At 68.7% G+C, this 26,441-nt stretch carries 26 protein-coding genes; 14 read left to right on the forward strand and 12 right to left on the reverse strand.

The window, feature by feature from the left end:
* Nucleotides 1-337 precede the first annotated feature (337 nt).
* From AR539_RS18155 to AR539_RS18165, 3 genes are all read right to left on the reverse strand, one after another.
* Complete coding sequence (locus AR539_RS18155; RefSeq protein ID WP_066440189.1) at nt 338-1,603, reverse strand: plasmid pRiA4b ORF-3 family protein; 1,266 nt, start codon at nt 1,601-1,603, stop codon at nt 338-340.
* Between the two features lie 866 nt (nt 1,604-2,469).
* Nucleotides 2,470-2,829, reverse strand: coding sequence for a winged helix-turn-helix domain-containing protein (locus AR539_RS18160; RefSeq protein WP_066440194.1), 360 nt, complete (start codon nt 2,827-2,829; stop codon nt 2,470-2,472).
* Nucleotides 2,826-4,025, reverse strand: a complete 1,200-nt coding sequence (locus AR539_RS18165; protein ID WP_082699470.1) for a TerC family protein — start codon at nt 4,023-4,025, stop codon at nt 2,826-2,828. The genes AR539_RS18160 and AR539_RS18165 overlap by 4 nt, the downstream gene beginning before the upstream one ends.
* Nucleotides 4,026-4,405: 380 nt before the next feature.
* Here AR539_RS18165 and AR539_RS18170 point away from each other — a divergent pair, with 380 nt between their 5' ends.
* Both AR539_RS18170 and AR539_RS18175 read left to right on the forward strand, forming a co-directional pair.
* Complete coding sequence (locus AR539_RS18170; protein WP_066440196.1) at nt 4,406-5,299, forward strand: glucose 1-dehydrogenase; 894 nt, start codon at nt 4,406-4,408, stop codon at nt 5,297-5,299.
* Nucleotides 5,300-5,470: 171 nt separating this feature from the next.
* The gene (locus AR539_RS18175; RefSeq protein ID WP_066440319.1) at nt 5,471-5,653 is read left to right on the forward strand and encodes a PspC domain-containing protein; all 183 of its coding nucleotides are present in this window, start codon (nt 5,471-5,473) and stop codon (nt 5,651-5,653) included.
* Between the two features lie 42 nt (nt 5,654-5,695).
* On the opposite strand, the gene AR539_RS18180 is transcribed toward AR539_RS18175, so the two are convergent.
* Both AR539_RS18180 and AR539_RS18185 read right to left on the reverse strand, forming a co-directional pair.
* Nucleotides 5,696-6,451 carry a ZIP family metal transporter gene (locus AR539_RS18180; protein WP_066440198.1) on the reverse strand — a complete coding sequence of 252 codons (756 nt, stop codon included), beginning with the start codon at nt 6,449-6,451 and terminating at the stop codon, nt 5,696-5,698.
* A gap of 136 nt (nt 6,452-6,587) precedes the next feature.
* The gene (locus AR539_RS18185; protein ID WP_066440199.1) at nt 6,588-6,782 is read right to left on the reverse strand and encodes a hypothetical protein; all 195 of its coding nucleotides are present in this window, start codon (nt 6,780-6,782) and stop codon (nt 6,588-6,590) included.
* A 141-nt stretch (nt 6,783-6,923) separates the two neighbouring features.
* Here AR539_RS18185 and AR539_RS18190 point away from each other — a divergent pair, with 141 nt between their 5' ends.
* Nucleotides 6,924-8,744 carry a tetratricopeptide repeat protein gene (locus AR539_RS18190; protein WP_066440201.1) on the forward strand — a complete coding sequence of 607 codons (1,821 nt, stop codon included), beginning with the start codon at nt 6,924-6,926 and terminating at the stop codon, nt 8,742-8,744.
* 87 nt (nt 8,745-8,831) lie between these two features.
* Here AR539_RS18190 and AR539_RS18195 read toward each other — a convergent pair whose 3' ends face one another.
* The gene (locus AR539_RS18195; RefSeq protein ID WP_056738746.1) at nt 8,832-9,035 is read right to left on the reverse strand and encodes a cold-shock protein; all 204 of its coding nucleotides are present in this window, start codon (nt 9,033-9,035) and stop codon (nt 8,832-8,834) included.
* A 247-nt stretch (nt 9,036-9,282) separates the two neighbouring features.
* Here AR539_RS18195 and AR539_RS18200 point away from each other — a divergent pair, with 247 nt between their 5' ends.
* Together AR539_RS18200 and AR539_RS18205 are read left to right on the forward strand one after the other, a co-directional pair.
* Nucleotides 9,283-9,705: a helix-turn-helix transcriptional regulator gene (locus AR539_RS18200; protein WP_066440202.1), complete on the forward strand. Its 423-nt coding sequence runs from the start codon at nt 9,283-9,285 to the stop codon at nt 9,703-9,705.
* A 38-nt stretch (nt 9,706-9,743) separates the two neighbouring features.
* The gene (locus tag AR539_RS18205; RefSeq protein ID WP_066440203.1) at nt 9,744-10,145 is read left to right on the forward strand and encodes a VOC family protein; all 402 of its coding nucleotides are present in this window, start codon (nt 9,744-9,746) and stop codon (nt 10,143-10,145) included.
* Here the strand turns inward: AR539_RS18205 and AR539_RS18210 are convergent.
* The 3 genes from AR539_RS18210 to AR539_RS18215 all read right to left on the reverse strand — a co-directional run bounded on the left by AR539_RS18210 (nt 10,132) and on the right by AR539_RS18215 (nt 12,014).
* A complete protein-coding gene (locus AR539_RS18210) occupies nt 10,132-10,464 on the reverse strand; it encodes a hypothetical protein (protein ID WP_066440204.1) in 333 nt (110 codons plus the stop codon). The genes AR539_RS18205 and AR539_RS18210 overlap by 14 nt on opposite strands.
* Nucleotides 10,461-10,709: a hypothetical protein gene (locus AR539_RS19440; protein WP_157361085.1), complete on the reverse strand. Its 249-nt coding sequence runs from the start codon at nt 10,707-10,709 to the stop codon at nt 10,461-10,463. Before AR539_RS19440 ends, AR539_RS18210 begins: the two co-directional genes overlap by 4 nt.
* A 96-nt stretch (nt 10,710-10,805) precedes the next feature.
* Nucleotides 10,806-12,014, reverse strand: a complete 1,209-nt coding sequence (locus tag AR539_RS18215; RefSeq protein ID WP_082699471.1) for an acyltransferase family protein — start codon at nt 12,012-12,014, stop codon at nt 10,806-10,808.
* A 153-nt stretch (nt 12,015-12,167) separates the two neighbouring features.
* Between AR539_RS18215 and AR539_RS18220 the strand changes: the two genes are divergently transcribed.
* Both AR539_RS18220 and AR539_RS18225 read left to right on the forward strand, forming a co-directional pair.
* Nucleotides 12,168-12,557, forward strand: a complete 390-nt coding sequence (locus tag AR539_RS18220; RefSeq protein WP_066440208.1) for a TfoX/Sxy family protein — start codon at nt 12,168-12,170, stop codon at nt 12,555-12,557.
* 2 nt (nt 12,558-12,559) lie between these two features.
* Nucleotides 12,560-13,825 carry a flavin-containing monooxygenase gene (locus AR539_RS18225; RefSeq protein WP_066440210.1) on the forward strand — a complete coding sequence of 422 codons (1,266 nt, stop codon included), beginning with the start codon at nt 12,560-12,562 and terminating at the stop codon, nt 13,823-13,825.
* A gap of 44 nt (nt 13,826-13,869) precedes the next feature.
* Here the strand turns inward: AR539_RS18225 and AR539_RS18230 are convergent, their stop codons facing one another.
* Nucleotides 13,870-14,718 (reverse strand): esterase/lipase family protein, encoded by an 849-nt coding sequence (locus tag AR539_RS18230; RefSeq protein WP_066440213.1) that lies wholly within the window; start codon nt 14,716-14,718, stop codon nt 13,870-13,872.
* A 407-nt stretch (nt 14,719-15,125) separates the two neighbouring features.
* On the opposite strand from AR539_RS18230, the gene AR539_RS18235 reads away from it, so the two are divergent.
* Nucleotides 15,126-16,343 carry a hypothetical protein gene (locus AR539_RS18235; protein ID WP_066440215.1) on the forward strand — a complete coding sequence of 406 codons (1,218 nt, stop codon included), beginning with the start codon at nt 15,126-15,128 and terminating at the stop codon, nt 16,341-16,343.
* A gap of 2 nt (nt 16,344-16,345) precedes the next feature.
* Here the strand turns inward: AR539_RS18235 and AR539_RS18240 are convergent, their stop codons facing one another.
* Nucleotides 16,346-17,206, reverse strand: coding sequence for a GntR family transcriptional regulator (locus AR539_RS18240; RefSeq protein ID WP_231728671.1), 861 nt, complete (start codon nt 17,204-17,206; stop codon nt 16,346-16,348).
* Between the two features lie 203 nt (nt 17,207-17,409).
* Between AR539_RS18240 and AR539_RS18245 the strand changes: the two genes are divergently transcribed.
* Genes AR539_RS18245 through AR539_RS18260 form a run of 4 tightly spaced genes read left to right on the forward strand, consistent with a single transcriptional unit; the run spans nt 17,410 to nt 22,064 of the window.
* Entirely contained in the window at nt 17,410-18,366 is a 957-nt protein-coding gene (locus AR539_RS18245; protein ID WP_231728672.1) for a 2-keto-3-deoxygluconate permease, read from the forward strand.
* Between the two features lie 37 nt (nt 18,367-18,403).
* Nucleotides 18,404-19,669, forward strand: coding sequence for a RuBisCO large subunit C-terminal-like domain-containing protein (locus AR539_RS18250; protein ID WP_066440221.1), 1,266 nt, complete (start codon nt 18,404-18,406; stop codon nt 19,667-19,669).
* Nucleotide 19,670: 1 nt separating this feature from the next.
* Nucleotides 19,671-20,966 (forward strand): four-carbon acid sugar kinase family protein, encoded by a 1,296-nt coding sequence (locus AR539_RS18255; protein WP_066440223.1) that lies wholly within the window; start codon nt 19,671-19,673, stop codon nt 20,964-20,966.
* Between the two features lie 54 nt (nt 20,967-21,020).
* Nucleotides 21,021-22,064 (forward strand): zinc-dependent alcohol dehydrogenase, encoded by a 1,044-nt coding sequence (locus AR539_RS18260; protein ID WP_066440225.1) that lies wholly within the window; start codon nt 21,021-21,023, stop codon nt 22,062-22,064.
* A gap of 155 nt (nt 22,065-22,219) precedes the next feature.
* Here AR539_RS18260 and AR539_RS18265 read toward each other — a convergent pair whose 3' ends face one another.
* On the reverse strand, nt 22,220-23,158 hold the full coding sequence (locus AR539_RS18265) for a LysR family transcriptional regulator (protein WP_066440227.1): 939 nt from the start codon (nt 23,156-23,158) through the stop codon (nt 22,220-22,222).
* 240 nt (nt 23,159-23,398) lie between these two features.
* On the opposite strand from AR539_RS18265, the gene AR539_RS18270 reads away from it, so the two are divergent.
* A complete protein-coding gene (locus tag AR539_RS18270) occupies nt 23,399-24,517 on the forward strand; it encodes a PrpF domain-containing protein (protein WP_066440321.1) in 1,119 nt (372 codons plus the stop codon).
* Nucleotides 24,518-24,571: 54 nt separating this feature from the next.
* Nucleotides 24,572-26,005 carry an SLC13 family permease gene (locus AR539_RS18275; RefSeq protein WP_082699489.1) on the forward strand — a complete coding sequence of 478 codons (1,434 nt, stop codon included), beginning with the start codon at nt 24,572-24,574 and terminating at the stop codon, nt 26,003-26,005.
* Nucleotides 26,006-26,441 lie beyond the last annotated feature (436 nt).

Raw genomic sequence — 26,441 nt, forward strand, 5'->3', positions numbered from 1 at the left:
CGTCACCGCGATCCACAAGCCCACAAGGAGGATCCCCACCCATACTCCGGCACGCTAACAAGCGCACCATTTCCAGGCCGTTCAGAAGGGGGTCGGTCGCTCTCTTCCGCATCAGCGGCGGCGACTCGAATAACTGTACACGGCCGGAGGACCCGGCACAAATCGTCCCTCCGAGACGCTGCCGGGCCGCAAAAACCCCCGGAATGGCGGGGATTTCCGCAGCCCTCGGGGGTGCGCATATCCCGGCTTCGGCGGAGCAGGGTTCCTGTGTACTGGCTCACACCCCGGAACACCGCCGGCGGCCCCAGCGTCCCGGGGGTTTCCGCGCCCCGCCGGGTCACACGCCGTCGAGCAGCCCCTGAACCTGCAGTAGGAACTTGCGTCCGCCGTCGGTCAGGACCGTATCTTCGACAGCTCTGCGCTCCGGGACTTTCAGCTGCAGGCAGTCCAGCATCCAGCGCACATCCGAATACAACTCCTGGGCAGCATCCGGGGGCACCGGTTTGCCGCCCTGTATCCGGAACCCCTCCACGGTCATGATGTCGGCGATGACGTGATTCCGCTGTTCCCACGACGGCGTGGAGCCCTCCAGCAGCCAGTGGACCACAACGCGGGCCACCAAGGCCGTGGCCGGATCCGCAGGCGAGGCGACCGCCTCGGCGAGGAAGTCCCAAAGGGGACGGCCGCCGTCCCGCACTTTGCGTCCGGCCGGCGACAGGACCAGCCGGCCCTTGCTCTTCCGAAGCAGCTTCCAGGTCTGCACCTGCTGCCGGAGCGTCAGGACGGGCAGGGTCTGGCTTTCCCGGTTTGCGGCCCCGGGCCAGCGGTAGTCCCAGCCGAGGTCAAGCATGGCCTGGGTGACCACTGCAGGCTTGAGGTAGCCGTCCTGGGTTAATTGCAGTCCTTCGGTGCCGGCCTGGTCCAGCAGCCAGTAGACGGGACGGACGACGTCGGCGATCTCCTCATTCGTGGGCGGTTCCGGCCAGAGCCGTTTCGCCAGGTCGTCCAGACGCCGGTTGAGCGCGTCGGCGTCGAACGCGGCCGGGTCAAAGGTGGCGGCGTCCTGGCCGGTCGCGAATTTGTACCAGTAGGCGAGCTCCTCGTAGTCCTCATCCACAGGGTCGGCCAGGGCCTCGATGAGGCGCGCGTAGCCGCCGGTCCCGCCGGCATCCTCCACCGGGCCTCGGTTGGCGCCGCCGGTGCAGCGGACGGTGCCGGCGGGCAGTTCGGCCGGCCCCAGCACCTCTACGGTGTGTGTCCAGGCATCGCCAAAGTCGTACTCGTATTCGAGCGTGCCGGTCTGGTGCGCGTCCAGGAGTTCTGAGAGCACGACGCCGGACGCCGGCTCGTCGCCCATCTCCTCCGCAGCGCCGTCCGGACCGACGATGACGCGGGGCTGGCCCTGCCGGTCCACGCACCGGATGCCGTAGAGGTGGCGGTCCTCCCAGCCGAAGGCCGCCTGGAAGACCCGGTGCAGTTCCGGGGCGTTAATAGTTTCCGGCACCAGCAGCCGCCGCCAGATTTCGGGTTTCGTGTCCTGGATGCTGACGCGGAGGTCGTAAGCGGGGACGGTCTCGGGAGTGACATGGGCGACGGAATCCATACCAGATATCCTGCCAGAGCCACGCCCCCGGTCCCCGCCTGCCGCGGAACGAGGATGCCCGCCGCAGCGCGCCTCCACGCTTCTGGCCGCAGCCGCGCATCACCCTGCGATGCGCTTCCTGTCCTGCGCGGCGCGAAAATCCTGACGCGGCGGGTATATCGCAGCGCAGGGTACGTAGCGCGTCACGAGGTTCGATCCGGAGCGCCAGGCTCGCCGCGAAGCGCCAGACACGCACGGCGTCGCCATTCCCGGTGGCCGGTGCGATGCCTCGCCCTGCGACGCCGATCCTGCCCTGCGCGGCGCTAAAGACCTGACGCTACGGGTGTACCGCAGCGCAGGGTACGTAGCGCGTCACGAGGCACAGTCTGCAGCGCCAGGTGCGCGGAGCAGCGCCAGACACGCACGCGGTCGCCATTCCCGCTGGCCGTTGCGCTGCCACGCCCTGCGACGCGGTTCCTATCCTGCGCGGCGCGAAAATCCTGACGCGACGGGTATACCGCGGCGCGGGGTATGCAGCGCGTCGTGAGGTTCGATCCGCAGCGCCAGGCTCGCCGCGAAGCGCCAGACACGTACGGCGTCGCCATTCCCGCTGGCCGTTGCGCTGTCTCACCCTGCGACGCGGACCCTGCCCTGCGCGGCGCTAAAGACCTGACGCGGCGGGTGTACCGCAGCGCAGGGTATGTAGCGCGTCGCGAGGTTCGATCCGCAGCGCAGGGTACGTGGCGCGTCGCGAGGTTCGATCCGCAGCGCCAGGCTCGCCGCGAAGCGCCAGACACGCACGGCGTCGCCATTCCCGCGGGCCGTCGCGCTGCCTCGCCCCGCGACGCCGATCCTGTCCTGCGCGGCCTCCCCGGACACGGCCCGGGCTAATCGAACCCCTCCGGCACGGCGTCCGGTGCGCTCCCCTGCCCCGCCGGTGGCGCGGAGCCGGTGAAGAGGGTGATCAGCCCGTCAATTTCCCGGTGGGCGTCGGCGGGGTGGCGGAAGTGCTGGTGGGGTTCGATGGCGTAGCGGGTCCTCCGCCCGTCCCGCCGCCGGTGGAGATAACCGCCGTCCTCGAGGTCCTTGAGGATCTGCAGGACCGAGCGCGGCGTGATCCCCACCGTGGCGGCGAGCTCGGTGACCTTCGCCTCCGGGTCCGCCGCCACCGCCAGCAGGACGTGTCCGTGGTGCGTCAGGAACGTCCAGCCCGGGCGTGCCGGCAGCTGTGGCGCATCATCGGTCACGTGCGCTCACGCCCTGCGGGTTCATGCGGTCCGGCGTCCGCCTGCTCTGCCGATCCGGAAGCCCCGGCGGAGCCGGTAGAGCCGGCGTCAGCAGCCCCGTCGGCCGCAGGGGCACCGGACCCGCCGCCGTCGGACTCCTGCAGCCTGCCAGGGACAGCGGTGCCCGTACCGGCAGCGGCGCGGGCGCGGGAGCCCCGCCGCCACAGCGGCTCCAGTTCGGCGATCTCAGCCGGGGTGGCGGTGCCGAACGGAGGGTCCACCGGGGCCGCGGGGGCCCGGCGTTCCTGCCCGCGGGTGGCCCAGAGGCTTGCGCCGATGGAGACGCCCAGGATGGTGGCGATAACGGCCAGGGACAGCGGCGTGGGGATGTAGAAGATGTCGATCTTGAGGAGCATCTTGATGCCGACCCAGATCAGGACCAGCGCCAGCCCGATCTTGAGGTAGATGAAACGGTGGATCAGGTCGGCGAGCAGGAAGTACATGGCCCGCAGGCCCAGGATGGCGAAGGCGTTGGCGGTGAAGACCAGGAACACCTCGTCGGTGACGGCGAAGATCGCGGGGATGGAGTCCACGGCGAAGATGATGTCCGTGACTTCGATGAGGACCAGGACGGCCAGCAGCGGGGTGGCCAGCAGGACGCCGTTCTTGCGGACCAGCAGGCGCTGGCCGTGGAACTTTTCCGTCATGGGGACCCGACGGCGGAAGAGCTTCAGCGCCCGGGACTTTTCCGGATCAACGTGGTCGTTCCGGTCGCGGATCATCCGGTAGCCGGTGAGGAGCAGGAAGGCCGCGAAGAGGTACAGCACCCACTCGGCGCTGGCGATGATCACGGCGCCGGCCGCGATGAAGATGCCGCGGAATACCAGGGCGCCCAGGACGCCGAGAAACAGCACGCGGTGTTGGTATTCGCGGGGTACGGCAAAGTACGTGAAGATGATGGCCCAGATGAACACGTTGTCCACGGCCAGGGATTTCTCGATCAGGTAGCCGGCGAAGTACTGCTGGCCGAACTCCGCACCGTAGATTTGCCAGACCACGGCACCGAAGCCGACGCCGATGGCGACCCAGAGGCCCGACCACAGCGCGGCTTCCCGGACGCCGATGACGTGCGCTTTGCGGTGCGCAAACAGGTCGACGGCGAGCATCAGGACAATAAGGGCGATTACGGCCAGCCAGGCCCATAGGGGAACGTTCATGAGGGAGCACCCGCTTCCAGTCAGTTCAAACCAACTGGAGGTCTTTCCCGGCTCTAGGAGCCTGTCCCGCCGGGCCGCTCAGGGTCGGCCGTATTGACGACGGGACATTTCAGGGGATACTCCCCTCCATGCAAATAAGTGAAGCACACTTCATCTATGGCAGGCAATGGGTTCGGCGGGCAATGGGTATGGCAGGCAATCGCCACGACGGCGATAAGTCCGCCCCGGACCTGCCGATTGCGGCTACTCCCCCGTGGTGGATAGGGTAATTACTAAGCATGCTTAGCGTGTTGTGGGATTGACCCGCCGTCCGCGCCCGGGTGTCTGCCGCTGGAGAGCGGAAGGCACCGGGTGGAACGCAACCTTCCGGAGGAGCACCAATGACTGACCAGTACACGTTCAGGAACCCCGTTACCGCGTACGAAGACATCACTCCGCCCGAGCAGAGCCAGCCGGAACCGGGCCTGGACGCCAAGATGACGCCCAAGGCCGACCTGGGCGAGGACACCTACCGCGGCACCGGCCGGCTGGAAGGCCGCAAGGCGCTCATCACCGGCGCGGACTCCGGGATCGGCGCCGCGACGGCCATCGCGTTCGCCCGCGAGGGGGCCGACGTCGTGATGTCCTACCTCCCGGAGGAGGAAGAGGACGCCGCACGGATCGCGAACCTGATCGAGAAGGCCGGCCGCAAGGCCGTCAAGGTGCCGGGCGACCTGAAGGACTCGGCCGTGTGCCGGGACCTGGTGGAGACCGCCGTCAAGGAGCTGGGCGGCCTGGACATCCTGGTGAACAACGCCGGCAAGCAGGTGGCGCAGAAAGCCCTCGGCGACATCGACGACGTCCAGTTCGACCACACGTACAAGACCAACGTGTACGCCATGTTCTGGCTGACCAAGGAGGCGCTGCCGCACCTGCCGGCGGGGTCGAGCATCATCAACACCACGTCCATCCAGGCCTACAGCCCCTCGGAAACGCTGGTGGATTACGCCTCCACGAAGGGCGCCATCAACAACTTCACCAAGGGCCTGGCCCAGCAGCTCGCACCGACGGGCATCCGCGTCAACGCCGTGGCGCCCGGCCCCATTTGGACCCCGCTGCAGCCCAGCGGCGGCCAGCTCACCGAGGACCTGCCGGAGTTCGGCAAGGAGACCCCGCTGGGCCGCGCCGGTCAGCCGGCCGAGCTGGCCCCGGCCTACGTGTTCCTAGCCTCGTCCGAGTCCAGCTACGTGGTGGGCGAGACGCTCAACGTCAACGGCGGCATGCCGACGCCGTAACTCAGATGCCCGACGGCGGCCGCGCTCCGGCGCGGTTCCCCCCGGGCACACCTAGGCGGCCTTCCCCGGCGCGGCCCAGCGCCGGGGAGGGCCGCCTTTGTTGTGCCTGCGGCGGGCTTGTGCGTGCGGCGGGCTGTTCTCATGCCCGGCCCGCACTGCTACGTTGGCTGGATGGAACGATCACTGGTTAGGCCCCCGAGGGGCAGGGTCATCGCCGGCGTATGCGCAGGCCTCGCCGACCGCTTCGGCATCTCCCGCACGCTGGTCCGCATCGGGTTCGTGTTCTTCGGCCTGTTCGGTGTGGGCGAGCTCGCCTACATCGTGTTGTGGATCCTCATCCCTAAAGCCGAGTAAGGCAGGCCCGACGTCGGCCGCCCGCTGCCCGCGTACGGCGGGCTAGCCGCCCACGTGGTGGATGGTGAACGCGCTGAGGAACCCGACGGCGGCCACCAGGCCGGTGAGGTTGTGGTGTTCCTCAAACGCCTCGGGAATCATCGTGTCGGCCAGCATGGCCAGGATCCCACCGGCGGCCACGGCGGTGATAAACGCGACCGCCTCCTCGGGAGCGCCCTCCAGCGCGGTGTAGCCAAGGAGGGACGCGGCGCCGCAGAGCAGGGCGATGCCGCCCCAGACACCAAAGACGTACCCGGCGCTGCGGCCGGCTCTTTTCATGCCGGCCGTGCTGGACAGCCCCTCGGGGACGTTGGAGATGAAGACGGCCGCGAGCATGGCGGGGCTGACGGCTCCGGCGGTGATGAACCCCAGCCCCAGGACCACCGATTCCGGGATGCCGTCCAGCAGGGCGCCGACGGCGATGGCCGTGCCGCTGCCGGGGCTGTCCTGTTCGGAGGGCTGCTTTCCCCCGGACCGCTTCCGGTGTTTGGCCCCGGAGCGCGCCAGGAGGGCGTTGGCGCTGACGTAGACCACGGCGCCGGCCAGGAACCCGGCCACGGTGGGCCACAGCCCGCCGCCCTGGACGGCCTCGTCCACCAGTTCGAAGGCGAGGGCGGAGATGAGCACGCCTGCGCCGAAGGCCATGATGGAGGAAACCAGCTTCGCGGGGATGGACCACTTCCAGGCAAGCCCGGCGCCAAGGACCAGTGCCCCGCCCGCCAGCGTTCCCCAGAACATGGCCTGCGCCCACATCGGCATGCGTTGCACCTTCCGTGGCCGCGAAGCCTGCTAGCTGACACCTGGGAGGGCGCCCGGCGCTGAGCCGCGGGCCACCCTCAAGAAGTCTTGCAGATCCGGGCGGTGAAGTGACGCAGCACCGCGGCGGAGGGTCTGCCTACTGCACGCGCGAGCCCGGCAGGTACCAGGCCAGCGACGACGTGAAGGGCTCGCTGGGCAGGCTGCCGGCGGACCATGACTCGGTGGACCGCACCACCGGCGTGTGGCCGTGGCCGTCCCGGAGCACCGCGCGCACCGTGGCGGTTCCGGCGGCAACAATCAGTCCGAACAGCAGGACTACAAGCAGTTCCATTTCATTTCCTATTGGGGGTAGTGCGGATGGGATGGCTCCAGTGTCGGCAGGGGCCGTGTGAGCAACCGTGTGACTCCCAAACCCCGGCAAAGGCCCCAGAAACAGGTCCCCGCCGGGTCCGCCGGGCGTAAAATTAACCCCATGGCCGAGACGTGGATCCGGCTCCTCGGTCCGCCCAGGATCGAGTCCCCTGGCACCGCTCCCCCACAGCCCAAAGGCCGCAAAGCCTGGGCTGTGCTGGCCTACCTTGCCCTGCAGCCGGACGGCGTGAGCCGCGCCCGTACCGCCACCCTGCTGTTCCCCGACGCCGCGGACCCGCTGGGCGCACTGCGCTGGAACCTGTCCGAGCTGCGCCGCACCCTGCCCGGCGTCTCCATCACCGGCGACCCGCTGCGGCTGGCCGTCCTGCCGCCCTGGCGCTGCGACGCGCTGGAACTGGTGGGCGCGGTACCCCGCGGCACTGAGGATCCGCGGCGGTTCGAGGGCCAGCTGCTGGAGGGCCTCTCCTTCGCGGACAGCCCTGTCTTCGACTCCTGGCTGGCGGACCAGCGGTACCGGCTGGAGAACTGCGTCCAGTCGCTGCTGTACGAGGGGTCGCTGGCCGCCCTCGCCGCGGGCGCCCCGGCCGACGCCGTCGAACTCGCCTCCCGGGCGCTGCGCCGGGACCCGTTCCACGCGGACTGCACCGCCGTCCTGGTGAAGGCGCTCGTGGCCCTGGGCGAGCACCGGCGCGCGCGGGAGGAGGTCGCCAAATGCGCGGACCTCTACCACCGCGAGCTGGGCCTGCCGCTGCCGGCGGAGGTCCGCCGCGCGCTGTCCGATTCCGAGCCGGTGGCGGACCCCGAGCTGCACGCCACCGCGGCCACCGTCCGGTCCTACCTCGACGCCGGCAGCGCCTCCCTGTCCGCGGGCGCCGTCGACCGTGGCCTGGACCAGCTGCGGCTCGCCGTCGTCCTGGCCCAGCGCGCCGGGCAGCCCGCCCCGGACCGGCACCTGGTGGCGGAGTCGCTGGTGACACTCGCCGGGGCGCTGATCCACCAGGCGGGCGGCCGCGGCGCCGAGGTGGCGGATTTCCTGCATCGGGCGCTGTCCGCGGAAGCGCCCGACGGCGTCTCCCGGACGGCCGCCGCGGCCCTCCGGGAACTGGGGTACTTGTCCGTCCAGCGCGGGGTGCCGGACCGGGCGGCCGGCTGGCTGGAGCGGGCCATGCACGCGGCGCAGGGAATCCCGGAGGAGCAGGCCCGGATCCTGGCGATCCAGGGCATGCTGGCCTCGGACACCGCGCACTACGGGGATGCGGTGGGGGCGTTCGTGGCGTCAGGCCGGCTGGCGCGGGAGGTCAGGAACCGCCGGCAGCAGGCGTTCAGCGACGCGCTGCTGGGCCGGGTCCACCTGCTGCGCGGGGACCTGGAGCTGGCGGCGGCCGCGCTGGACCGGGCGCTGGCCGGGGTCGCGGCGGAGCACTGGACGGCGTTCGAGCCGTTTGTTGCCGGGGTGCGGGGCGAGGTCTACCTCGCTGCGGGCCGGCTGGAGGAGGCGGCGTCCCTGATCGACCGGGCGTGGGTGATGGCCGAGCTGGCCGGGGACCACTGCTACCTAGCGCTGGCTGCGGGCGGCGAGGCCCGGCTGTTCCTGGCGCACGGCGACCTGGCGGCCGCGGAGCACTGGATCGACCGGGGGCTGGAGCCCAAGCCGTGGTACCTCTGGTACACAGCCCGGCTGCTGGACGCCGCGGCGGAGGTCTTCCTCGCCGCGGGGTCCCCGCGGGCCCAGGGGTTCGTGGACCGGCTGGCGGCGCTGGCCAGCCGGAGCGGGATGCGGGAGTTCGCGGTGCGGGCGCTGTCGCACCGGGCGGCGCTCGGGGACGAAGCCGCGGCGCAGGCCGTGCCGTGGCTGGCGAAGGAGATCGACAACCCGGCGCTGACGGCGTTCCTGGCGGAGCGACACCGAGTTTCACTCTAGGTTTTTGCACAGCCGGGTTAACAAAAAGCAGGGCCCGTCCGAAGACGGGCCCTGCTCGAAACCTAACGGTCCCGGATCTCTAGGAAATTAGAGAGCCTGGATGTTGGTAGCCTGGGGACCCTTGGGGCCCTGCTCGGTTTCGAAGGAGACCTTCTGGTTCTCTTCGAGGGAGCGGAAGCCGGAGGAGTTGATCGCGGAGTAGTGCGCGAAAACGTCCTGCGAGGAGTCATCGGGGGAAATGAAGCCGAAGCCCTTTTCAGCGTTAAACCATTTGACGGTACCAGTAGCCATTATTTTTGTCCTTCGTGAAGGTGGAGGAAAAGTCCCGACTTTCGGGTCCTCCGGTGTGGGGTGCTCAAAACCGCTGCTTCAGAAGAACACGGGCTTTCGACCGTGCGTACTGCCTGAACTACGAACTGCATAAACACAACAACAGGTTCCACACTACAGGAGATTTGCGGGCTGCTTTACCACAGGGCATTCGAGGCGCCGCCCGCGGGGCGCTGACCGGCGGCTCGTCCGGACCTACAATGGCCGCATGACACCGCAGGAGCTGGCCAACCTGGCGCACCTTCGCCGGGCCCGCGACCTGATCGACCGCGACTACGCCCTCCCGCTGGACGTGCCCACCATGGCCGCCGGCGCCCTCATGTCGCCCGCGCATTTCTCCCGGCAGTTCAAGGCGGCCTACGGCGAGACCCCGTACAACTACCTCATGACCCGGCGGATTGAACGTGCCATGGCACTGCTGCGGGCCGGGGCGAGCGTGACGGAGGCGTGCATGGAGGTGGGCTGTACGTCGCTGGGCTCGTTCAGTTCCCGGTTCACCGAGATCGTCGGCATGCCGCCGAGCGAGTACCGGGCCCGGGAGCACCATGCGGTGCAGGCCATGCCGCCCTGCATCGCCCGGCTGCGCACCCGGCCGCCGCGGACGCAGCGCGTCCAATCTGAGCAGGATTGAAGAAGCACCCCCGCAGCGGCGCGCCTAGCGTGGAGGGCATGAACATTTCACTGCAGTACGCACAAATTACCGTCAACGATCTCGACGAGTCGCTCGCGTTCTACCGGGACGCGCTGGGCCTGGAGGTGCGGAACGACGTCGGCTCCGACGGCCAGCGCTGGGTCACCTTGGGCAGCGCGGCCCAGCCGGACCTGGAGCTGGTGCTGTCCGAGCCGCATGCCGGCCGTTCCAAGGACGACGGCGACGCCCTCCAGCAGCTGCTGGTCAAGGGCGCGCTTCCCATCCAAGTGTTCCGCACCGACGATCTGGATGCCACGTTCGAGGCGGTCCGGGCCGCCGGCGCCGAGGTCCTGCAGGAACCCATCGTCCAGCCGTGGGGCCCTCGCGACTGCGCGTTCCGCGACCCGTCCGGGAACATGGTCCGGTTTAACCAGGCCTGACGGGGCCGGTCTCTGCGGGGAGTGCCGGGCCGGCTGCATACCCTGCGGCGATCTGCCGTTTGACCTGCTCCAGCTCGTCTTGGAGCAGGTCAACGGTGGCGCGGTATCTGTCGAAGTCCGCGGCCCTGCGCCGGGCGATGGCAAAGGCGATGCCGGCAGCGAGAACGGCCAGCGGAAACGAGGCCAGCAGCGCCCAACCGGAGGCGGCGAAGAAGTCGAGCGCCACGGGAAGTGCCTGCTTGAAGGCCAGGAACTCGTTCACGCCGCCCACCACACCATTGAGGGCGGAGTCGAGGGGGCCCAGGAACTGACCGATCATCGGCGTCCCGGAAAACGACGGTGCGCTGAGCGGCGGCTCTCCCCCGGACCAGCGGGCGTCATTGAATGGTTCAGGACGTAGATGCCGGCGCCCGCGTTCAAGGCTGCGAAGAGCAGGACGGAACCCAGCGCAGTCCAGTGAAGCCTGGCGGGACGCCAGATGCCGGCCACCAGCGCGAAGGCGGCGGCTGCAACCCAGGAATAGGTGCTGAGTTCGTCGCGGCTCAGGCCGCCCAGTAGATCCAAGGAAATTCCCTGCCCCCTTCAGTTGGAACCAACGCGTGGTCCGGTCGCAGGCGAGCCTACCCCAGCAGTGCCTCCCCCGGCTGCCGGTGCGCCCGGTTAGCGGGAGCTGGCACCGGCGTACTCCCGGCCGGCCGGAGTCGGTACCGTGCCTGCGGGCCGCGGGATGGCCGGGCTGTCCGCCGGAGCGTCCCGCCGGGCCCGGCGCTCCAAGGCGCGCCCGGCGGCGATCGAGACCCGGTGGGCGGGCTGCTCCACGAAGCGGTAGAACAGCTCGGCGGCCCCGAACGAGGCCACTGCGGCGACGGCGAGCGCCAGCGGCAGCGAGACGGACCGCAGCAGGGTGACGCAGGCCAGGATGACCGGCAGGTGCACCAGGTAGAGGCTGAAGGAGATCTTGCCCAGCCACTGGGCCGCGGCCGTGTCCCCCAGCTTCTTCGCCGGGGAGGTCAGCAGGAACACCAGCACAAGCAGCGTCGAACCCACGGTGATAAGCGCCTCGACGCCGGGCACGGGCTCGCCGCGGCTGATCCACTCGGCGTTGGCCAGGAGCAGCCCCGCGGCCGTGACCGGAAGCCAGACGAGGCGGGGCCAGCGCCGGGTCAGGTCGCGGATCCGGTCCCGCTCGACGCCAAGGATGGCGCCGATGGCGAAAATCGGGAGGTAGATCAGCCAGTCGGCATTCAGCACGGCCCCCGTAACGGCCAGCGCCAGGACTGCCCCGAGCTTCAGGTGCCAGAAGCGCCGCCAGCGGAGCGCCACGAAAACGTACAGCGGAAGCAGCAGGGAGAACGCGATCTCCCAGCGCAGCGTCCACAGCGGGGTGTTGACGGTGCTGGCTCCGAGCAGCAGCAGGCTGTCCTTCGCGACGCGGCCCAGGGTGGGGTCCACCACGAACATGTCCGCCCAGATGCTCTGCAGCGGCGACTCCGTGCGGGGAATCATTATGATCAGCGCCGCCGCGACGGCTAGGGAGGCCCAGGCCGGGAGGTACAGGCGGAGCAGGCGTTTGGCGTAGTACGGCGCCCAGCTCCTGCGCGGTCCGGCCTTGGTGAATGGCAGGATCAGCACAAAGCCGGAGAGCACAAAGAAGACGTGGACCGCCGGCGTGCCGTTCCAGAGGAGGTGCAGCGGCGAAAACACGGCCCAGTCCGCCGCGGCGCTGAGCGGCGCGGCCCGGTCCTCGGAGACGACTTTTCCGATTCCGGGCAGGACGGAGAGCAGATGGCACGCGACCACCACCAGCGCGGCGATCCCGCGGAGGCCGTCCAATTGCGTGACTCGTGTGTGACCAGACTGGTTCGGCATCTACCCCATGTTACCAGTTCGTTACATTGCGTTCCCGGCAGGACCGTCCCTGCGGCCGCCGGAAACACCTCCCGCACGGGCCATCTGTACCGTGCGCACCGCCGGGCATATCCTGCAGGAAGGCACACCGATCAGCAGCTTCCGGAGGTACCCATGGACATGCCCAAAGCGTCCGACGCCGACAAGGAGCACTTCCGCTCGGTGGTCCCGGACCACCCAAGTGTGGTGATCAAGCCGATGTTCGGGAATCTCGGCGCGTTCGTGAACGGCAACATGTTCGCCGGCCTGTTCGGTCCCACCGTCGGGGTGAAACTGGCAGAGGCGGACAAGGAACTGCTCGAGAGCACCGAGCGGACCGTCCCGTTTGGCCCGCCCGAGCGCCCGATGGGCGGCTACACCGGGTTGCCGGAGGTCTGGAACGCCGAAGGCGACGGCGATGACGCCCGCGCCAAGGCGTGGGTGGAGAAGGCCTTCGAGCACGTGGCCACTCTCCCGCCGAAGGCGCCGAAAGCCGCCAGGGCGCCCAAGGCTCCGAAGGACTAGCCATGGCCTCCCCCGACGCCGGCCCGGTCCGTGAGGTGGACACCCTGGTGATCGGCGCGGGACAGGCCGGCCTCGCCACCAGCTACTGGCTGACCCGGAACGGCGTCGAACATGAGCTGCTGGAACGGCGGGACGCACTGGGCGGCGCCTGGCAGGACCGGTGGGACTCGTTCTACTTGAACACGCCCAACTTCGGGTTCCTGCTGCCGGAGCTGACCTATAACGGCCCGGAGCCGGACGCCTTCCTCCCCCGCGACGAGGTGATCGCACTTTTCCGCGACTACGCCGCGAGGATCAAGGCGCCGGTCCGGCTGGGCACGGAGGTGACCCGGGTCGGCGTCGCCGGCGGGCGTTTCAGAGTGGAGACCACACAGGGCCGCTGGCAGGCCCGGAACGTGGTCCTCGCGAACGGCGCCTTCCAGGTCCCGCGGATCCCGCCGGCCGCCGTCGGGCTTCCGGGGCACCTCCGCCAACTGCACAGCCACGCCTACCGCAACCCGCGGCAGCTGCCCGGCGGCGCCGTGCTGGTGGTGGGCACCGGGCAGTCCGGCGGGCAGATCACCGAGGACCTGCTCGACGCCGGCCGGCAGGTCCACCTGTCCGTCTCGTCCTGCCCTGAGGCTCCGCGGCGCTACCGCGGCCGGGACGTTTACCACTGGATCCTGCAGCTGAACCTGCACGGTCCGGACTACGGCCTCAACGGCCTCCAGGCGGACCAGCTCCCCTCCCCGGCCGCGCGCTTTATGTGCAACCCGCTGATCTCGGGCAACGGTGGCGGCCACAGCATCCACGTGCGGGACCTGGGCCGCCGGGGCGTCCGGCTGCACGGGCGGTTTGAAGGAACGGACGACGGCGTTCTCGTCTTCAGCGACGACCTCCCCGCACGCCTGGCCCTGGTGGAGGCCGGGTTCAGGCAGCGGCTGGGGCGGATGGCCGACGCCTACATCGCCGCGGCCGGCGTCGACGCCCCGCCCGCCGAGCGTCCTCCGGCAGATGACTGGCTGCCGGCGGACTCCGGGGCGCGGCTCAACCTGGACGCAGTGGGGGTCACGTCGGTCATCTGGGCCACCGGGTACGGCCTGGACTTCGGCTTCCTTGACGTGCCGGTGCTGGACGCGTGGAACTACCCGCGGCACAGCCGCGGCGTCACGGAGGTCCCGGGCCTCTACGCCGTGGGCCTGCCCTGGCTCACCAAGCACCTCTCCGCCACGCTGTCCGTGGTGGGCGACGACGCGGAGTTTGTGGCCGGGCACATCGCGGCCCGGTGACCGGGCTGCGCGCCGCCGTCGCGCCGCCGTCGCGCCGGCGCCGGCTAGAGGCAGGCGGGCTGGAAGGCCGGATCGGCGGGGCCTGCGGCCTGTCCCAGGGCGTGGGCCACGAACTGGTGCACCACGGGGTCGTTCGGGGTCTGGTCGTGTTCGAAGACATCGGCCGGGCACTTGTCCTGGATGGTGATATTGGTGACCGTCCGGGCCGGGCCGCTGAGGAACTGGCTGTTGTAGGGGATCACCACTTCGTCGTAGACCGTGGAGAGGACGGTGTAGGACGGTCCGGCCACGGTGTCGCCGATGGAGTTGAGCTGCTGCATGAAGGCGGACCCGGCCTGCTGGTCGGCGCAGGACGCACAGTTCACGAGGGAGAAGTCCGGAGGCGGAAGGAACCCCGGCGGCGGAACGATCACGCCTTTGGTGCCGTGGTTGGAGGGGGCGATGCCCACCAGGTGATGGACGTTCTTGGCGCCGCCCAGGAAGCCCATGTAGTAGCGGGGCATCATGCCGCCCTGGCTGTGGCCCACCAAATCCACTTTCTTGGCCCCGGTGGCAGCCATGACCGCGTCCACGAACGGGGCGAGCTCCTTCGCCGATTCGGCCACCGGTGCGGTGGCGTACACGCCGTTCGTCTCGCCGTAGTTGAGGGCGAACACGCAGTACCCCTTGCTCTTCAGGTACGGAGAGAGGGTGGACCAGTTCTTGGCCATGCTCTCGAAGGTCCCCGGCACCAGGATCACAGGGTACGGGTGCTCGGCGGACGGCTTGCAGGTCCAGTCGTTCGCGCCGGGCGGGGCAATATCAAGAGTGCCTGCCTGGGCGGGGGCCGCCGTCAGCGAGGCGGCCAGGACAGCGGCGGCGGCAATGGACAGGGTTCTGGTGAGCAGCGACATGGAAACCTCTTTGTTCGTGTGTCAGCGGGTGGTGCCAGATGGTGATCTTGTGCAGCCGGAAGGGGCCGCGGTCCTAAATGCTAGGCACCGCGGACCCCGCTCCGGCCACGGGTTTGCACGGATGTGCACGAAACAACGGGTTCGCGGACGGGCCCAGCCCGCTCGCGAATGCCGCCCGTCCGACACCCAAAGCTACTGGTCAGTAGCTTGTTGTCGTCCCGCAAAACTGTCGGGGCACAGCCGCGAGCGTTTGCACAAACGTTCAGTCCCGGCCTGCGGCTTATGCCACCCGCGAGCCTCGCTTGCCCCTTGGCCTTCTGGCCGGTGATGATGTGGCGTAGCGCGACGCGCGACCGGCTCGGGGCGTGGGGATCCCTCAGTTGGCATAGCGCCCCAGAAGGCTTTCGTTGCTGCACTTTACTTCGGCCAACTCGGCTGCCCACCGACCGTCTCCCCGCGATGTTGCCCGGCTGGAGGAGCTGCTGGATGACGATGTGTGGGCGTTCAGCAATTGCCGGGTGGACGCTCCGGGCAGGCCGGTCGCCGAAGTGGATTGGTTGTTCTATAACGTCCGGAACGGCACCCTCATGGTCAGCGAGTGGAAGGGCTTCCCCCAACGGGTCGCTCTCGCCACCGACACGGGCACGCCCTGGCTGCTGGACGGCGGCCTGGCCCTGCCGAATCCGATCGAGCAGGTGTCGCGGCAGCTCGACGCCGTCCGGGCAGCCCTGCGCGGCAGCATCCTCCCCCAGCACTTCCCCGCATTTGATCCACTTCAGCTGCGGATCATGCAGAGCGTCTACTCCCCGCAGGTGGACCAGAACACCACCATTGAGCGGATCCGCTGGGGCAAGGTGTACGGCGACCTGCCGGAACTGGCGGCGGTGATTGCCAACTCGGCTAGCCGGTCACCGCTGTTCCTGCCCGACGCTGGAGCCCGGCTAGCGCTGGCCACAGCACTTTGTGCGCTGTTCCGCACCACCTTCCCGCCCGAGGCGGAAACCAAGCTTCGCGTTCCGCCCAAGGGCGGGGACACCGACGTCGTCCGCCGGATCAGCGCAATCCACCGGCAGATCGCGGCGCTGCACGCGGAACTCGCCGACCTGGTGGTCACCGCCGCCGGCGCGGACACGCGGACCGCCCGGCCGCCGGCCGCCGGCACGGCACCGCAGGCGGCGGTTAAGGACCCGCCGGTGAAGGTTGTGACGGCGAAGGCTGCGCCGGCAGCGCCCGCTAAGGCCCCCTCCCTGTCGGAGCACCAGCGGATGAACGCGCATCTGACGCGGAGGTTCCAGGGAGTCAACGGCAGTGCGGCCGCGGCAACCAAGGCGCTGGAGACGGCGTGGAGGTCGGCGCTCGGCGACACCCAGCTGCATGAAGAATCGGGCATCAGCGTGTCCCTGTTCGGCGCCGTGGGAACGCCGCTGGTAAAGCAGCACCACGGGTCCCTTCCAAAGGTTCTCGGCATGCCGTTGCGCAAGTGGTGCGTGCTGCAGGCCAAGCCGCCGGATTGCACCCGAAGGACGTTCCCGGCAAGCCCTCGAACCTGCGGGTGCGCTGAGCGCCGGCGTGACCGCAGGCCCGGTCGGCAGCGGCCAGAGCGCCGGTCGCCAACGGCGCCGTGACCCTAGCGTGCGCCTCGTTCAAGATCGGCCAGTTCGGATTCAAGTTGCTGTGTGAGGTTCCGCAGACGGCGAATGTGCTCCTGAGACACGCGTCCGGGCTGGGAAGTCACCTGGGCGTCGACGTCGAAGACGGTGTTGGGGCTGTGCCAGACGTTGAACCATTCGAGCCCGTGGCCGAGGGCGTCACGGGTTACGCCCTGCAGCAGAAGCAGGGGTTCGCGGACGTTGCAGTGGAGCAGGTTCGCCTGGTCCTGGTCTGCGGCCACGGCCTGGACCTGCCTGGGACCGCCCGCCGGGTGATACCCGTGCTCCCGCATGAGGCCCAGCAGTGAAGCGTTTTCCAGCAGTTCCTGGGTGAAGTGCGGGAAGAGGTCGCGGGGCACCCACGTCCGCATGAAGGCTACCGGCACCTCTTCCAGGTAGCGGATCCGTTCAATCTTCCACGTGTTGGTGGTGTTCAGGGCCTCGACGGCGGACTCAGGCGGGGCTGCGTGTTCAATGGTGATGACATGGGTCCGCAGGTGCTGCCCGTGCTCGGCAACCTGTTCATCCAGCCCGCCGGCGCGCTGGATATGCCTGCGGAGGACCGGCGCCGCGGCCACCACGCTGCCGCGGCCACGCTGGCGACGGATCAGCCCAAGGTCTGACAGGCCGGACAACGCCTGGCGTACCACGCTGCGGGAGACCCCGAACTGTTTCTGGAGTTCCTCTTCGGTCGGCAGTGGAGAGCCGGGAAGCAGCGGCCGGTCCAGGATCTGCCTGTGCAGGATGTCCCGGATCTGCGCATGGAGGGGCGGCCCGGCCTCCCGGTCCAGGCCGTTTGCCCGTTCCCGGGGCTCTGCCCCGGCTGGTTGCACACTCACACTGACTCCTTTGGCGCTTGAGCACATCTTAGCCCGTAGGCGTGACTTCCCCTGCTTGACGGGTGATCCACACCACAGGTAATGTACGTACTAATTGTACGGACTAGATCCGACGGCTGAAACATACAATGACGTAGAAAGGTCGACTAATGACGCAGCTGCACTTGAGGACCGGACGCTCACGTGTACCAATGTTTGCCTTCATGCAAAAGGTTCCCGCAGGCATGATGCTGATCCCGCTGATGCTGGGAGTGCTCATGAATACCTTCGCGCCCGAGGCCCTGAAAATTGGCGGCTTCACCACGGCGTTGTTCAAGGAGGGCGCCCTGACGCTGATTGCGGTGCTGATCCTCGCCACCGGCGCCCAGATCACCGGAAGCCACAGCGGCAAGGCTGCTGCCTCCACTACCACCGTGGTGTTGGTCTGCAAGACCCTAATCCCTGCCACAGTTGCGGTGGCCCTGGGCCTGGTGGTGGGTATCGAAGGAATCGCAGGCGTCTCGATCCTGGCGATGCTGGCAATCTTCGGGAACAGCAACGGCGCCCTCTGGCTGGCGTTCGCCGGCCAGTACGGCGACGAGCGGGATACAGGCGCCTACGTCGCCAGCGCCTTTGATGACGGACCGTTCCTGGCCCTGCTCTTCCTGGGCGCTTCAGGGCTGGGCGATATCCCGGTACTGGCCTTTGCCGCGGCACTGATTCCGTTCATCATCGGCCTTTTCATCGGGGCAGTCGACCGGGAGTGGACAAAGGCATTGGACCACGTGCCGAACATCGTCATCCCCTTCATGTCGTTCGCGGTTGGCACCGGCATCAATCTGAAGACCGTGCTCACGGGCGGGTTCGCCGGGATTTTCCTCGGCCTGATAGTAGTCATCTTCACCGGGGGCCTCACCTATCTGGGCTACAAGCTCATCCTCAGGCGCGGTTCCAAGAGCGGCATCGGGTTCGCCGCCGGCACCACAGCCGGCAACGCCGTCGCAGTGCCCGCTGTAGTAGCCGTGGCGGACCCGCGCTTCGAACCCTTCGTCGCCTCCGCCTCGGCGCAGGCCGCCACAGCCGTCCTGGTGACGGCGATCCTTGCCCCGATCGTCGCGTCCTGGGCGCTGAAGCGGGCCGGAGGCCTGCAGCCGGCCGATCCGGTCCCCGCCACAGTCTGAGACAGCCCCTACTTTCCCTTTCATGGACGGAGAAACCATGCGCGACCCGCGCTCGGTGCGTTGCACCTACTACCTCGAGTCAGAGATCGACCCTGAAAAAGCCGCAGCCATCATGGCGGGCGAGCAGTCCAGCGGCACGTTCCTGCCGGTCCCCGGCGAGTCAGCCCGGATCCGGGAGCGGCACGCCGCCCGCATCTCGGACGTTCAGGAGCTGGGCTTTTGCCGGCCCTCCCTGCCGTCACGGTCGACTCCCGAGAAGGTCCGGGCCGCCCTTGTCACGGTGGACTTCCCCATGGAGAACGTCGGCACGGACCTGGCCACCCTGCAAACCGCCATTGCCGGCAATCTCTTCGAACTGGGCGACCTTTACGCCTGCCGCCTGCAGGACATAGCCCTGCCAACGGACTTCGTCGCAGCCCACCCCGGCCCGGCCTTCGGCATCGAGGGGACCCGCAAACTCATCAGCGACGTACAGGGCGTCATGGTCGGCACCATCGTCAAGCCCAACGTCGGGCTCTCTGAAGAGGAATTCCGCCTCGTGGTGCGGGACCTGGCCCTGGCCTCCATCGACCTGATCAAGGACGACGAGCTGATGACCGACCCGGCCTACCTGCCGCTGGAGCGCAGAGTCGCGGTCGCTGCCGAGGAAATCCGCGCCGCCGAGCAGATCACCGGCCACTCCACCATGTACGCCTTCAACATCACCGGTGACCTTGCCGGACTGCAGAAACGCCACGACCTGGTGGTCGACGCCGGCGGCCGCTGCGTGATGCTGAACATCCCGGTCATGGGGCTGCCCGCTCTGGCCCTGCTGCGCAGCTTCGCCGAGGTGCCAATCCACGGCCACCGGGCAGGCCTCGCCGCCTCGATGCGCTCCAAGTCCCTGGGTATGGACTACCGGGTCTGGCAACAGATGGCCCGCCTCGCCGGCGCCGACCACCTGCATGCCAGCGGGCTGGGCAGCAAGTTCTACGAACTCGACGAAGAGGTGGCCTCGAACATCGGCAGCCTGCTCGCACCCCTCGGAGAGACCATCGCACCGCTGCCTGTCTTGTCTTCCGGGCAGAACGTCACCACCCCCGGCCCCACCTTCAATGCGGTGGGATCCACCGACCTGATGATGCTCGCCGGCGGCGGCGTCGCCGCCCACCCGGACGGCCCCGGGGCCGGAGTGCGGAGCCTGCGCCAGGCGTGGGACGCGGCCGTGGCCGGCATACCACTCCAGACGGCAGCGGAAACGCTGTCCAAGACCGGGGACAATGTTCTCCTGCACGCAGTCCAAACCTTCGGGGAAGGTGCCTGACATGCCCGCTTTCGGTTTCGTCGCAGACGACCTCACCGGAGCCGCCGACGTCCTCGCCCAGAGCCACCGCTACGGTCTTGAAGCCGTCCTGGTCATTGGCGACGCGACCCTGCCAGCCGATGCCGACGTCGTCGGAATCGCCGGGCCCTCCAGGTCCCTGGCCGGAACGGCCTTCGACAACCTGGTGCGCAGGGATCTGGCCGGCATCGCCGCTCTCCACCTGGACGTACTCCTCTACAAGGTCTGCTCCACCTTCGACAGTTCCGTCACGGTCGGCAGCATTGGCCGCGGGATCCAGCTGCTCCATGAGCAGTTCCCCCTGCACGGCCCGGTCCCGGTGGTCCCGGCCCAGCCGGCCTTTGGCCGCTACACCGCGTTCAGCAACCACTACGCTGCCCATGCCGGCCAGATCTACCGGCTGGACCGCCACCCGGTCATGTCCCGGCACCCGTCCACCCCGATGGCCGAGGCCGACCTGCGCCAGGTCCTCGCCGAACAGCTCGGCACCGGGGACGTTCCCGGCGCCATCCACCTGCCCGCCTATGAGGACGGCACGTTCAAGGACGCCTGGGCGGACCGCCGGCGGGAACCCGGCGCGCCGGCCTTCGTGGTGGACGCCGTGGACGAACGGCACATGGACGCCGTCGCCGAAGCCCTGACCCGGGAGGAGCACGGGCACGGGCCCTCGGTGGTTGTTGGCTCCGGCGGCATCATGGCGGCACTGGCGCGCACCATCTCGGACCAGGCTCCGCGCACACCAGGACCGCAGCACCCGTCAGGACCCGTACTGGCCATCAGCGCCTCCGCATCCAGCACCACCGCGGAACAGATCAACGACGCCGTCTCGCACGGCTGGGAGGACGTTCCCGTCCCCGCCGGGCTGCTGCAGGGACCCGACGCCGACGCCGAGGCTGCCTTGGACCGGCGCGTTTCAGCAGCCCTCCAAAAGGGCCGGAATGTCGTGGTCCACACCACCCGGGGTCCGGGCGATCCCCGCTATGGAGCCGCCAAACCTGCGGATGCCGGCTACGTCGGAACCCTGATCGGCGGCATCGCCGCACGGATGGCCAACGCCGGCCTCACCCGGGACATAGCCGTCTGCGGCGGAGACACCTCCAGCCACGCGCTGATCGCCATGGGCGTACGCGAACTGCGCGTCTCGGACCAGTTCGTCACCGCCGGCCCGATCCTGCGCGCCGACAGCAGCTCCGCCGTCGGAAACTGCCGGCTGCTGCTCAAGGGCGGGCAGGTGGGCCCCACCGACATCCTGCGCCGCTTCTCCGGCCAGCCCAGCTGACACTCCAGACAATTTCCTCCACGCATCATCAGAACCAATGAAAGGCGGCCCCCAATGCGGGCAGTAGTCAAAAACGCGGCCGAGCGAGGCGTCACCTACGTCACCGACGCCGGTGACCCCAAGGCAACCGAAGGCTCCGTCGTCATCGAAGTCGGCGCGGCATCCCTCTGCGGCACCGATCGGGAACTGTATGAATGGACCCCCTCGGCCCAGGCCTTCAACCTCAACCTTCCGGTCATCCTGGGCCACGAAGGCGCAGGGACCATCGTCGAGGTCGGCCCAGGCGTCACCGGACTCAAGGTGGGCGACCAGGTCGCCCTCGAGAGCCACCTGACCTGCGGCCAGTGCTTCCCCTGCCGCACGGGCGATGCCCACACATGCGAGCGCACCGGAATCCTCGGCATGCACATCGACGGCGTTTTCGCTGAGTATGCCGCCGTCCCGCAGGACATCTGCGTCAAACTCCCCACGGGCCTGTCCCTGGAATCCGGAGCCCTCCTCGAAGCAGCCGGGGTGGCAGTCCACGCCATCCAGCGCGCCAACTACTCTGTCGCAGGACGGGCGGTGCTGGTCAGCGGGGCAGGACCGGTGGGGCTGGTGGTGGTGAACCTGGCACTGCTCATGGGAGCCTCGCACGTCATCGCCGTCGACCCCAACCCCTACCGGCGCGCCCAGGCCGAAAAGCTTGGCGCGACCGCGCTGCACCCCGATGACGGCATTGTGGAGCGCTGCCGCGAGCTGACCGGCCGGCGCGGCGGCTTCGACGTCGCCTTCGAATGCTCCGGAGCCCCCGGGACCCTGAAAACACTTTTCGAAGCCGTCCGCAGGGAAGCTACCGTCATCACGGTGGGCCACCCGGGCCGCCCCGCCGAGGTCGACATCGCGGCGTACATCAACAAAAAGGGCATCACCCTGCGGGGAATTTTCGGGCGCCGCCTCTGGGAAACCTGGGAACAAAGCCTGCTGCTGCTGGACTCCGGGAAACTGGAACTCGACTGGCTCATCACCCACCGCAAGAAACTCAGCCAAATCGACGAGGCCGTTGAACTGCTCACCGGTGACGCGTGCAAAGTGCTGCTGATCCCGGGTCTCGGCTGATCGGAGCCCCGGCGCGGAGCTGCCTCGGCAGAATTTCCGGCCTCGGGCAGGAACAGGGTGCCGGGCGGGGTGTGCATGCGTAATGCACACCCCGCTTTTTGTTCAGCTGCTGCCGCGAAGGCCGAGCACGACCCGCGCCCTCGCCGCCGCCGTCGTTACAGGTAGTCCCCGGCCCGTTCGCGGGCGATCTCGAGCAGCGTGGAGTGGAAGGCGACCTCGGCCGGGGCGTAGACCTTGTCCTGGCGCTGGGCCAGGAGCACGCGCCGCAGCGGTGCGGCGGAGCCGAGGCTGATCACCCGGACATCCGGGTGCTGCAGGGCCACGGCGGTCTTCGGCGCCATGGCCACCCCCATGCCGACGCTCACCATCGCCTGCGCTTCCTGGTAGTCGTTGGCCAGGAAGCCGATGGTCGGCTCGAACCCGGCCTCGTGGGCGGAGCGCTGCAGCACCTCGACCACCGGGTGGGCCTCGGCGCGCACGATCCAGGATTCCTTGCGGAGCTCCTCCATCCGGATCTCGTCCCGGTCGGCCAGCGGGTGGCTGCGGGAGACCAGCAGGACCGTGCTCTCCTGGAACACCTCCGTGATCCGGATGGAGTCGTCGTGAAAGCGGTTCCAGGGATAGTCCCACAGCAGGCACAGCCCGGTCACCCCGGACTGCAGGTCGCTCACCAGGTCATCGAACCGCGCGCTGCGCAGCGACAGGCCGATGGCCGGGTACCTCTTCTTGAACGCCCGGATCACCACGGGCAGGAAGGACCCCGCGAGCGTCGGGAACGTGCCGACGGTCAGCGAGCCGCGCTTGAGGCCGGCGATCTGGTCCAGGTCCGACTGCGCCGCCCGCATCTGCCCGATGATCTTGCGCGCGTGGCCGGCGAGAATCTGCCCCGCCTCGGTGGGCACCACCCCGCGGGAGCGGCGGTTGAGGAGCGGCTGCCCCACTTCCTGCTCAAGTTTGCGCAGCTGCTGCGAGACGGCGGAGGGCGTGTACATCATCAGCTCGGCCGCGGCGGTGATGGATCCCTGTTCCACCACCTCCACCAGCAGCGCAAGGCGCCGGATGTCGAACAATTCCTCGTCAGCATCGTTAAGCAACGCTATGCCCTTCTGTTGAATCCGTTAATTCTATACATCCCCCGCGCAATCCGCGGCACTAAGCGCCCCATTTCCGACGACGTCGCTCCGCCGAGAGGGCGTTCAGCCTAACGCTGGCAATGAATGAAGCATCGCTACACTCCCTTGCAGATATCCAACCTTGTCTTCAATTGTGATCTGGATCAATCTCGAATCAAGGCCTTGAACACCTCGGGCCAGAACCGAAGCAAGGAACAGACCATGAAGATCGAAGCGGAGTGGATGCGCGGAGGCACCAGCAAATGCTGGGTCTTCGAAACAGGGCAGCTGGATGAGACCGGGACCAGCCCGGACGTGCTGCTGCCCCGGCTGTTCGGCAGCCCCGACCACCGGCAGATCGACGGCGTGGGCGGCGCCACCTCCACCACCAGCAAGGCGATGATCCTGCACCGCCCCGCCGACGCCGGCGTCGACGTGGAATTCACCTTCGCCCAGGTGGGCATCGAGGAAGCCGCCGTGGACTGGGGCAGCAACTGCGGCAACTGCTCCGCCGTCGTCGGCCTGTACGCGATTGAAAAGGGCTGGGTGGTCCCCGACGGCGACGTCACCCGGATCGTCACCCGCAACACCAACACCGGCCAGATCATCATCCAGCGGGTGGCGACGCCGGCCGGCGCCCTGCCGATCGTCCCGCAGGCCCAGATGCCCGGCGTCCCGTTCCCCGGCTACCGGGTGGGCCTCGGCTTCCTGGACCCGGCCGGCAAGACCACCGGCAGGCTGCTTCCCACCGGCTCCGCCACGGACACCATCGTCGCCGGCGGCACCCGCTGGACCGTGTCCATGGTCGACGCCGGAGCACCGGTCGTGATGCTGCGCGCGGAGGACCTGGGCCTGGACCCGGAGCGCCACGGCAGCTGGACCGCCGGGCTGGAACTGCAGCTGGATACCCTGGAACACATCCGGCGGCAGGCCGCCGTGCGGATGGGGCTCGCGGCGACGCCTGCTGAGGCCGCCCGCGCCGTTCCCAAGGTCGCGGTGGTTGCCGCCCCGGCCGGGTCCGACGCGGAGTCCGACGTCGCCGTCGTCATGCTTTCGATGGGCAAGCCGCACCCGGCCCTGGCCATCACCGGCAGCATCGCCCTGACCCTCGCCGCCCGCACCCCGGGCACGCTGCTGGGCGACATCACCGGCGGCACCGCCGGCCCCACGCTGCGGCTGCGCACCCCGGCCGGGGTGATTGAAACCTGGAGCGAGGAACGCGACGGGCAGCTGCTGGTCGGCGTCGACCGCACCGCCCGCACCATTGCCACCACCACCATCCACCTTCCCGAGGCCCTCGGCACCGCCGTCGACGCCTCTTTTGCCGGCGCTACTCGATGAGGAGACAGCATCATGACTAACATCGCAGAAAAGACTGCAGAAAAGACCGAAGAAATGGCACCGCAACAGACAGCGCCCGGCGAGACCCGGGCGGAGCGCTCCGGGCGTCCCGACCGCCGTCGCCGTATCCTGCTGGTGACGGTGGCCGCGATCACGATGCTGGGGCTGATGGTCCTCCTGTTCGGAGGTGCCCTGTTCAACCCCGCGGCCGCCTCTGAATCGGAGCCGACCATGACCGCCACCCAGATCATCCCGCTTGTCATCCTTGTGGTGATGTTCGTCGTCGCCACCAAATGGCCGCTGAACATCGGCGTCATGGGGCTGGTGGCGTCCTTCGGCGTCGGCTACTTCATCCTTGGCATGACCGACAAGGAAATCCTGGCGGACTTCCCGGCCAGCATCGTCCTGACCATCATCGGCGTGACCTACTTCTTCAGCATGGCCCAGCGGAACGGGTCCATCGACATCATCGTCCAGACCTGCGTGCGGCTGGTCCGCGGCAAGACCATGCTGCTCCCCTGGGTGTTCTTCCTCCTGGCCGCGGCGCTGACGGCGCTGGGCACCTTCTCCCCCGCCGCAGTGGCGCTGCTGGCCCCGGCGGCCCTGGGCCTGGCGTACGAATCCCGCATCCACCCGGTCCTGATGGGCGCCTTCGTGATCAACGGCGCCCACGCCGGCGGTTTCTCCCCGCTGTCCGTCGCCGGCGTCCTGGTGCACGACATCGCCCTGAAGAACGGCTTCCCCATCTCGCAGGGCTCGCTGTTCCTGGCCAGCTTCGCCCTGAACTTCATCCTCTCCGCCCTGACCATCGTGGTGTTCGGCCTGCTGGGCAAGCTGCGGGACAAGCACAGCAACCAGTACGCCGGCCTGGAGACGCCGCGCACCGGCCGCCCCACCGGCCAGCAGGTCTTCACCCTGCTCCTGATCGCCGCGATCCTGGTGTGCACGCTAGGCTTCCACATGCCGATCGGCTTCGTGGCCCTCACCGCCGGCCTGCTCCTGGCGTTCGTCAACATCAAGGAACACAAGACCTTCATCGGGGGCGTGTCCTGGTCCACCGTGCTACTGGTGGCCGGCATGATCACCTACGTCTCCCTGCTCCAGCACGTGGGCGTCATCGACACCCTCGCCGAGATGGCCCTGGCACTGGGCGCTCCCCTGCTGATCGCCCTGGTGCTCTGCTACGTGATCGGCGTCGGCTCCGCCTTCGCATCCTCGACGGCGCTGCTCACCGCGTTCATCCCGATGGCCGGCCCGCTGCTGGCCACCAGCTCACTCAGCGCCTCCGGCACCGTGGCGGCCCTGGCCATCGCGGCCACCGTGGTGGACGTCTCCCCCTTCTCCACCGACGGCGCCCTGGTGGTGGCCAACGCCCGCGACAACGACCGCCAGCGCGTCTACCGCCAGCTCATGATGTACGCCGGCGGCGTGGTCCTGGTGGCCCCCGCCCTGGCCTGGGCGCTGCTGGTGCCGACCGGGGTTATGTAGGCGGGCTCTAAACACGCCAAAGGCAGGCCGGCTTTCACACCCGGCCTGCCTTTTGCCGACGACGGCGTCGTCGCCGTTGCACGGGTGGCGGCATGGCCCATCGGCCCGCAGAAACCGCTCGCCACGGCCAGGGCCGCGGCGATGTAGCCGGCCTTGCCCACGTGCGCGGAATGCCCTTCGGAGCTGTTGTGGAGCCGCACCTAGACCAGCAGCAGGAACGCACTGACAGGCGGGTGGTGGCTGGCGAATTTCCGCCGCATCTCCAGCGTGGACCCGTTCCGACCCGGGACCGTGGCAAGATGACACCATTATGGACAGGCAGTTGCGGCGCGCTCCCGACGCAGAATGGGTGTTGATGTACCGGCTTGGGCTGAGTCGGAAACGCATAGCCGACTTGGTGCGCGTTCATCCTGCTGTCGTCGGGTATCACCTGGTC

Source organism: Arthrobacter sp. EPSL27, from assembly GCF_001512305.1.
GTDB lineage: Bacteria > Actinomycetota > Actinomycetes > Actinomycetales > Micrococcaceae > Arthrobacter.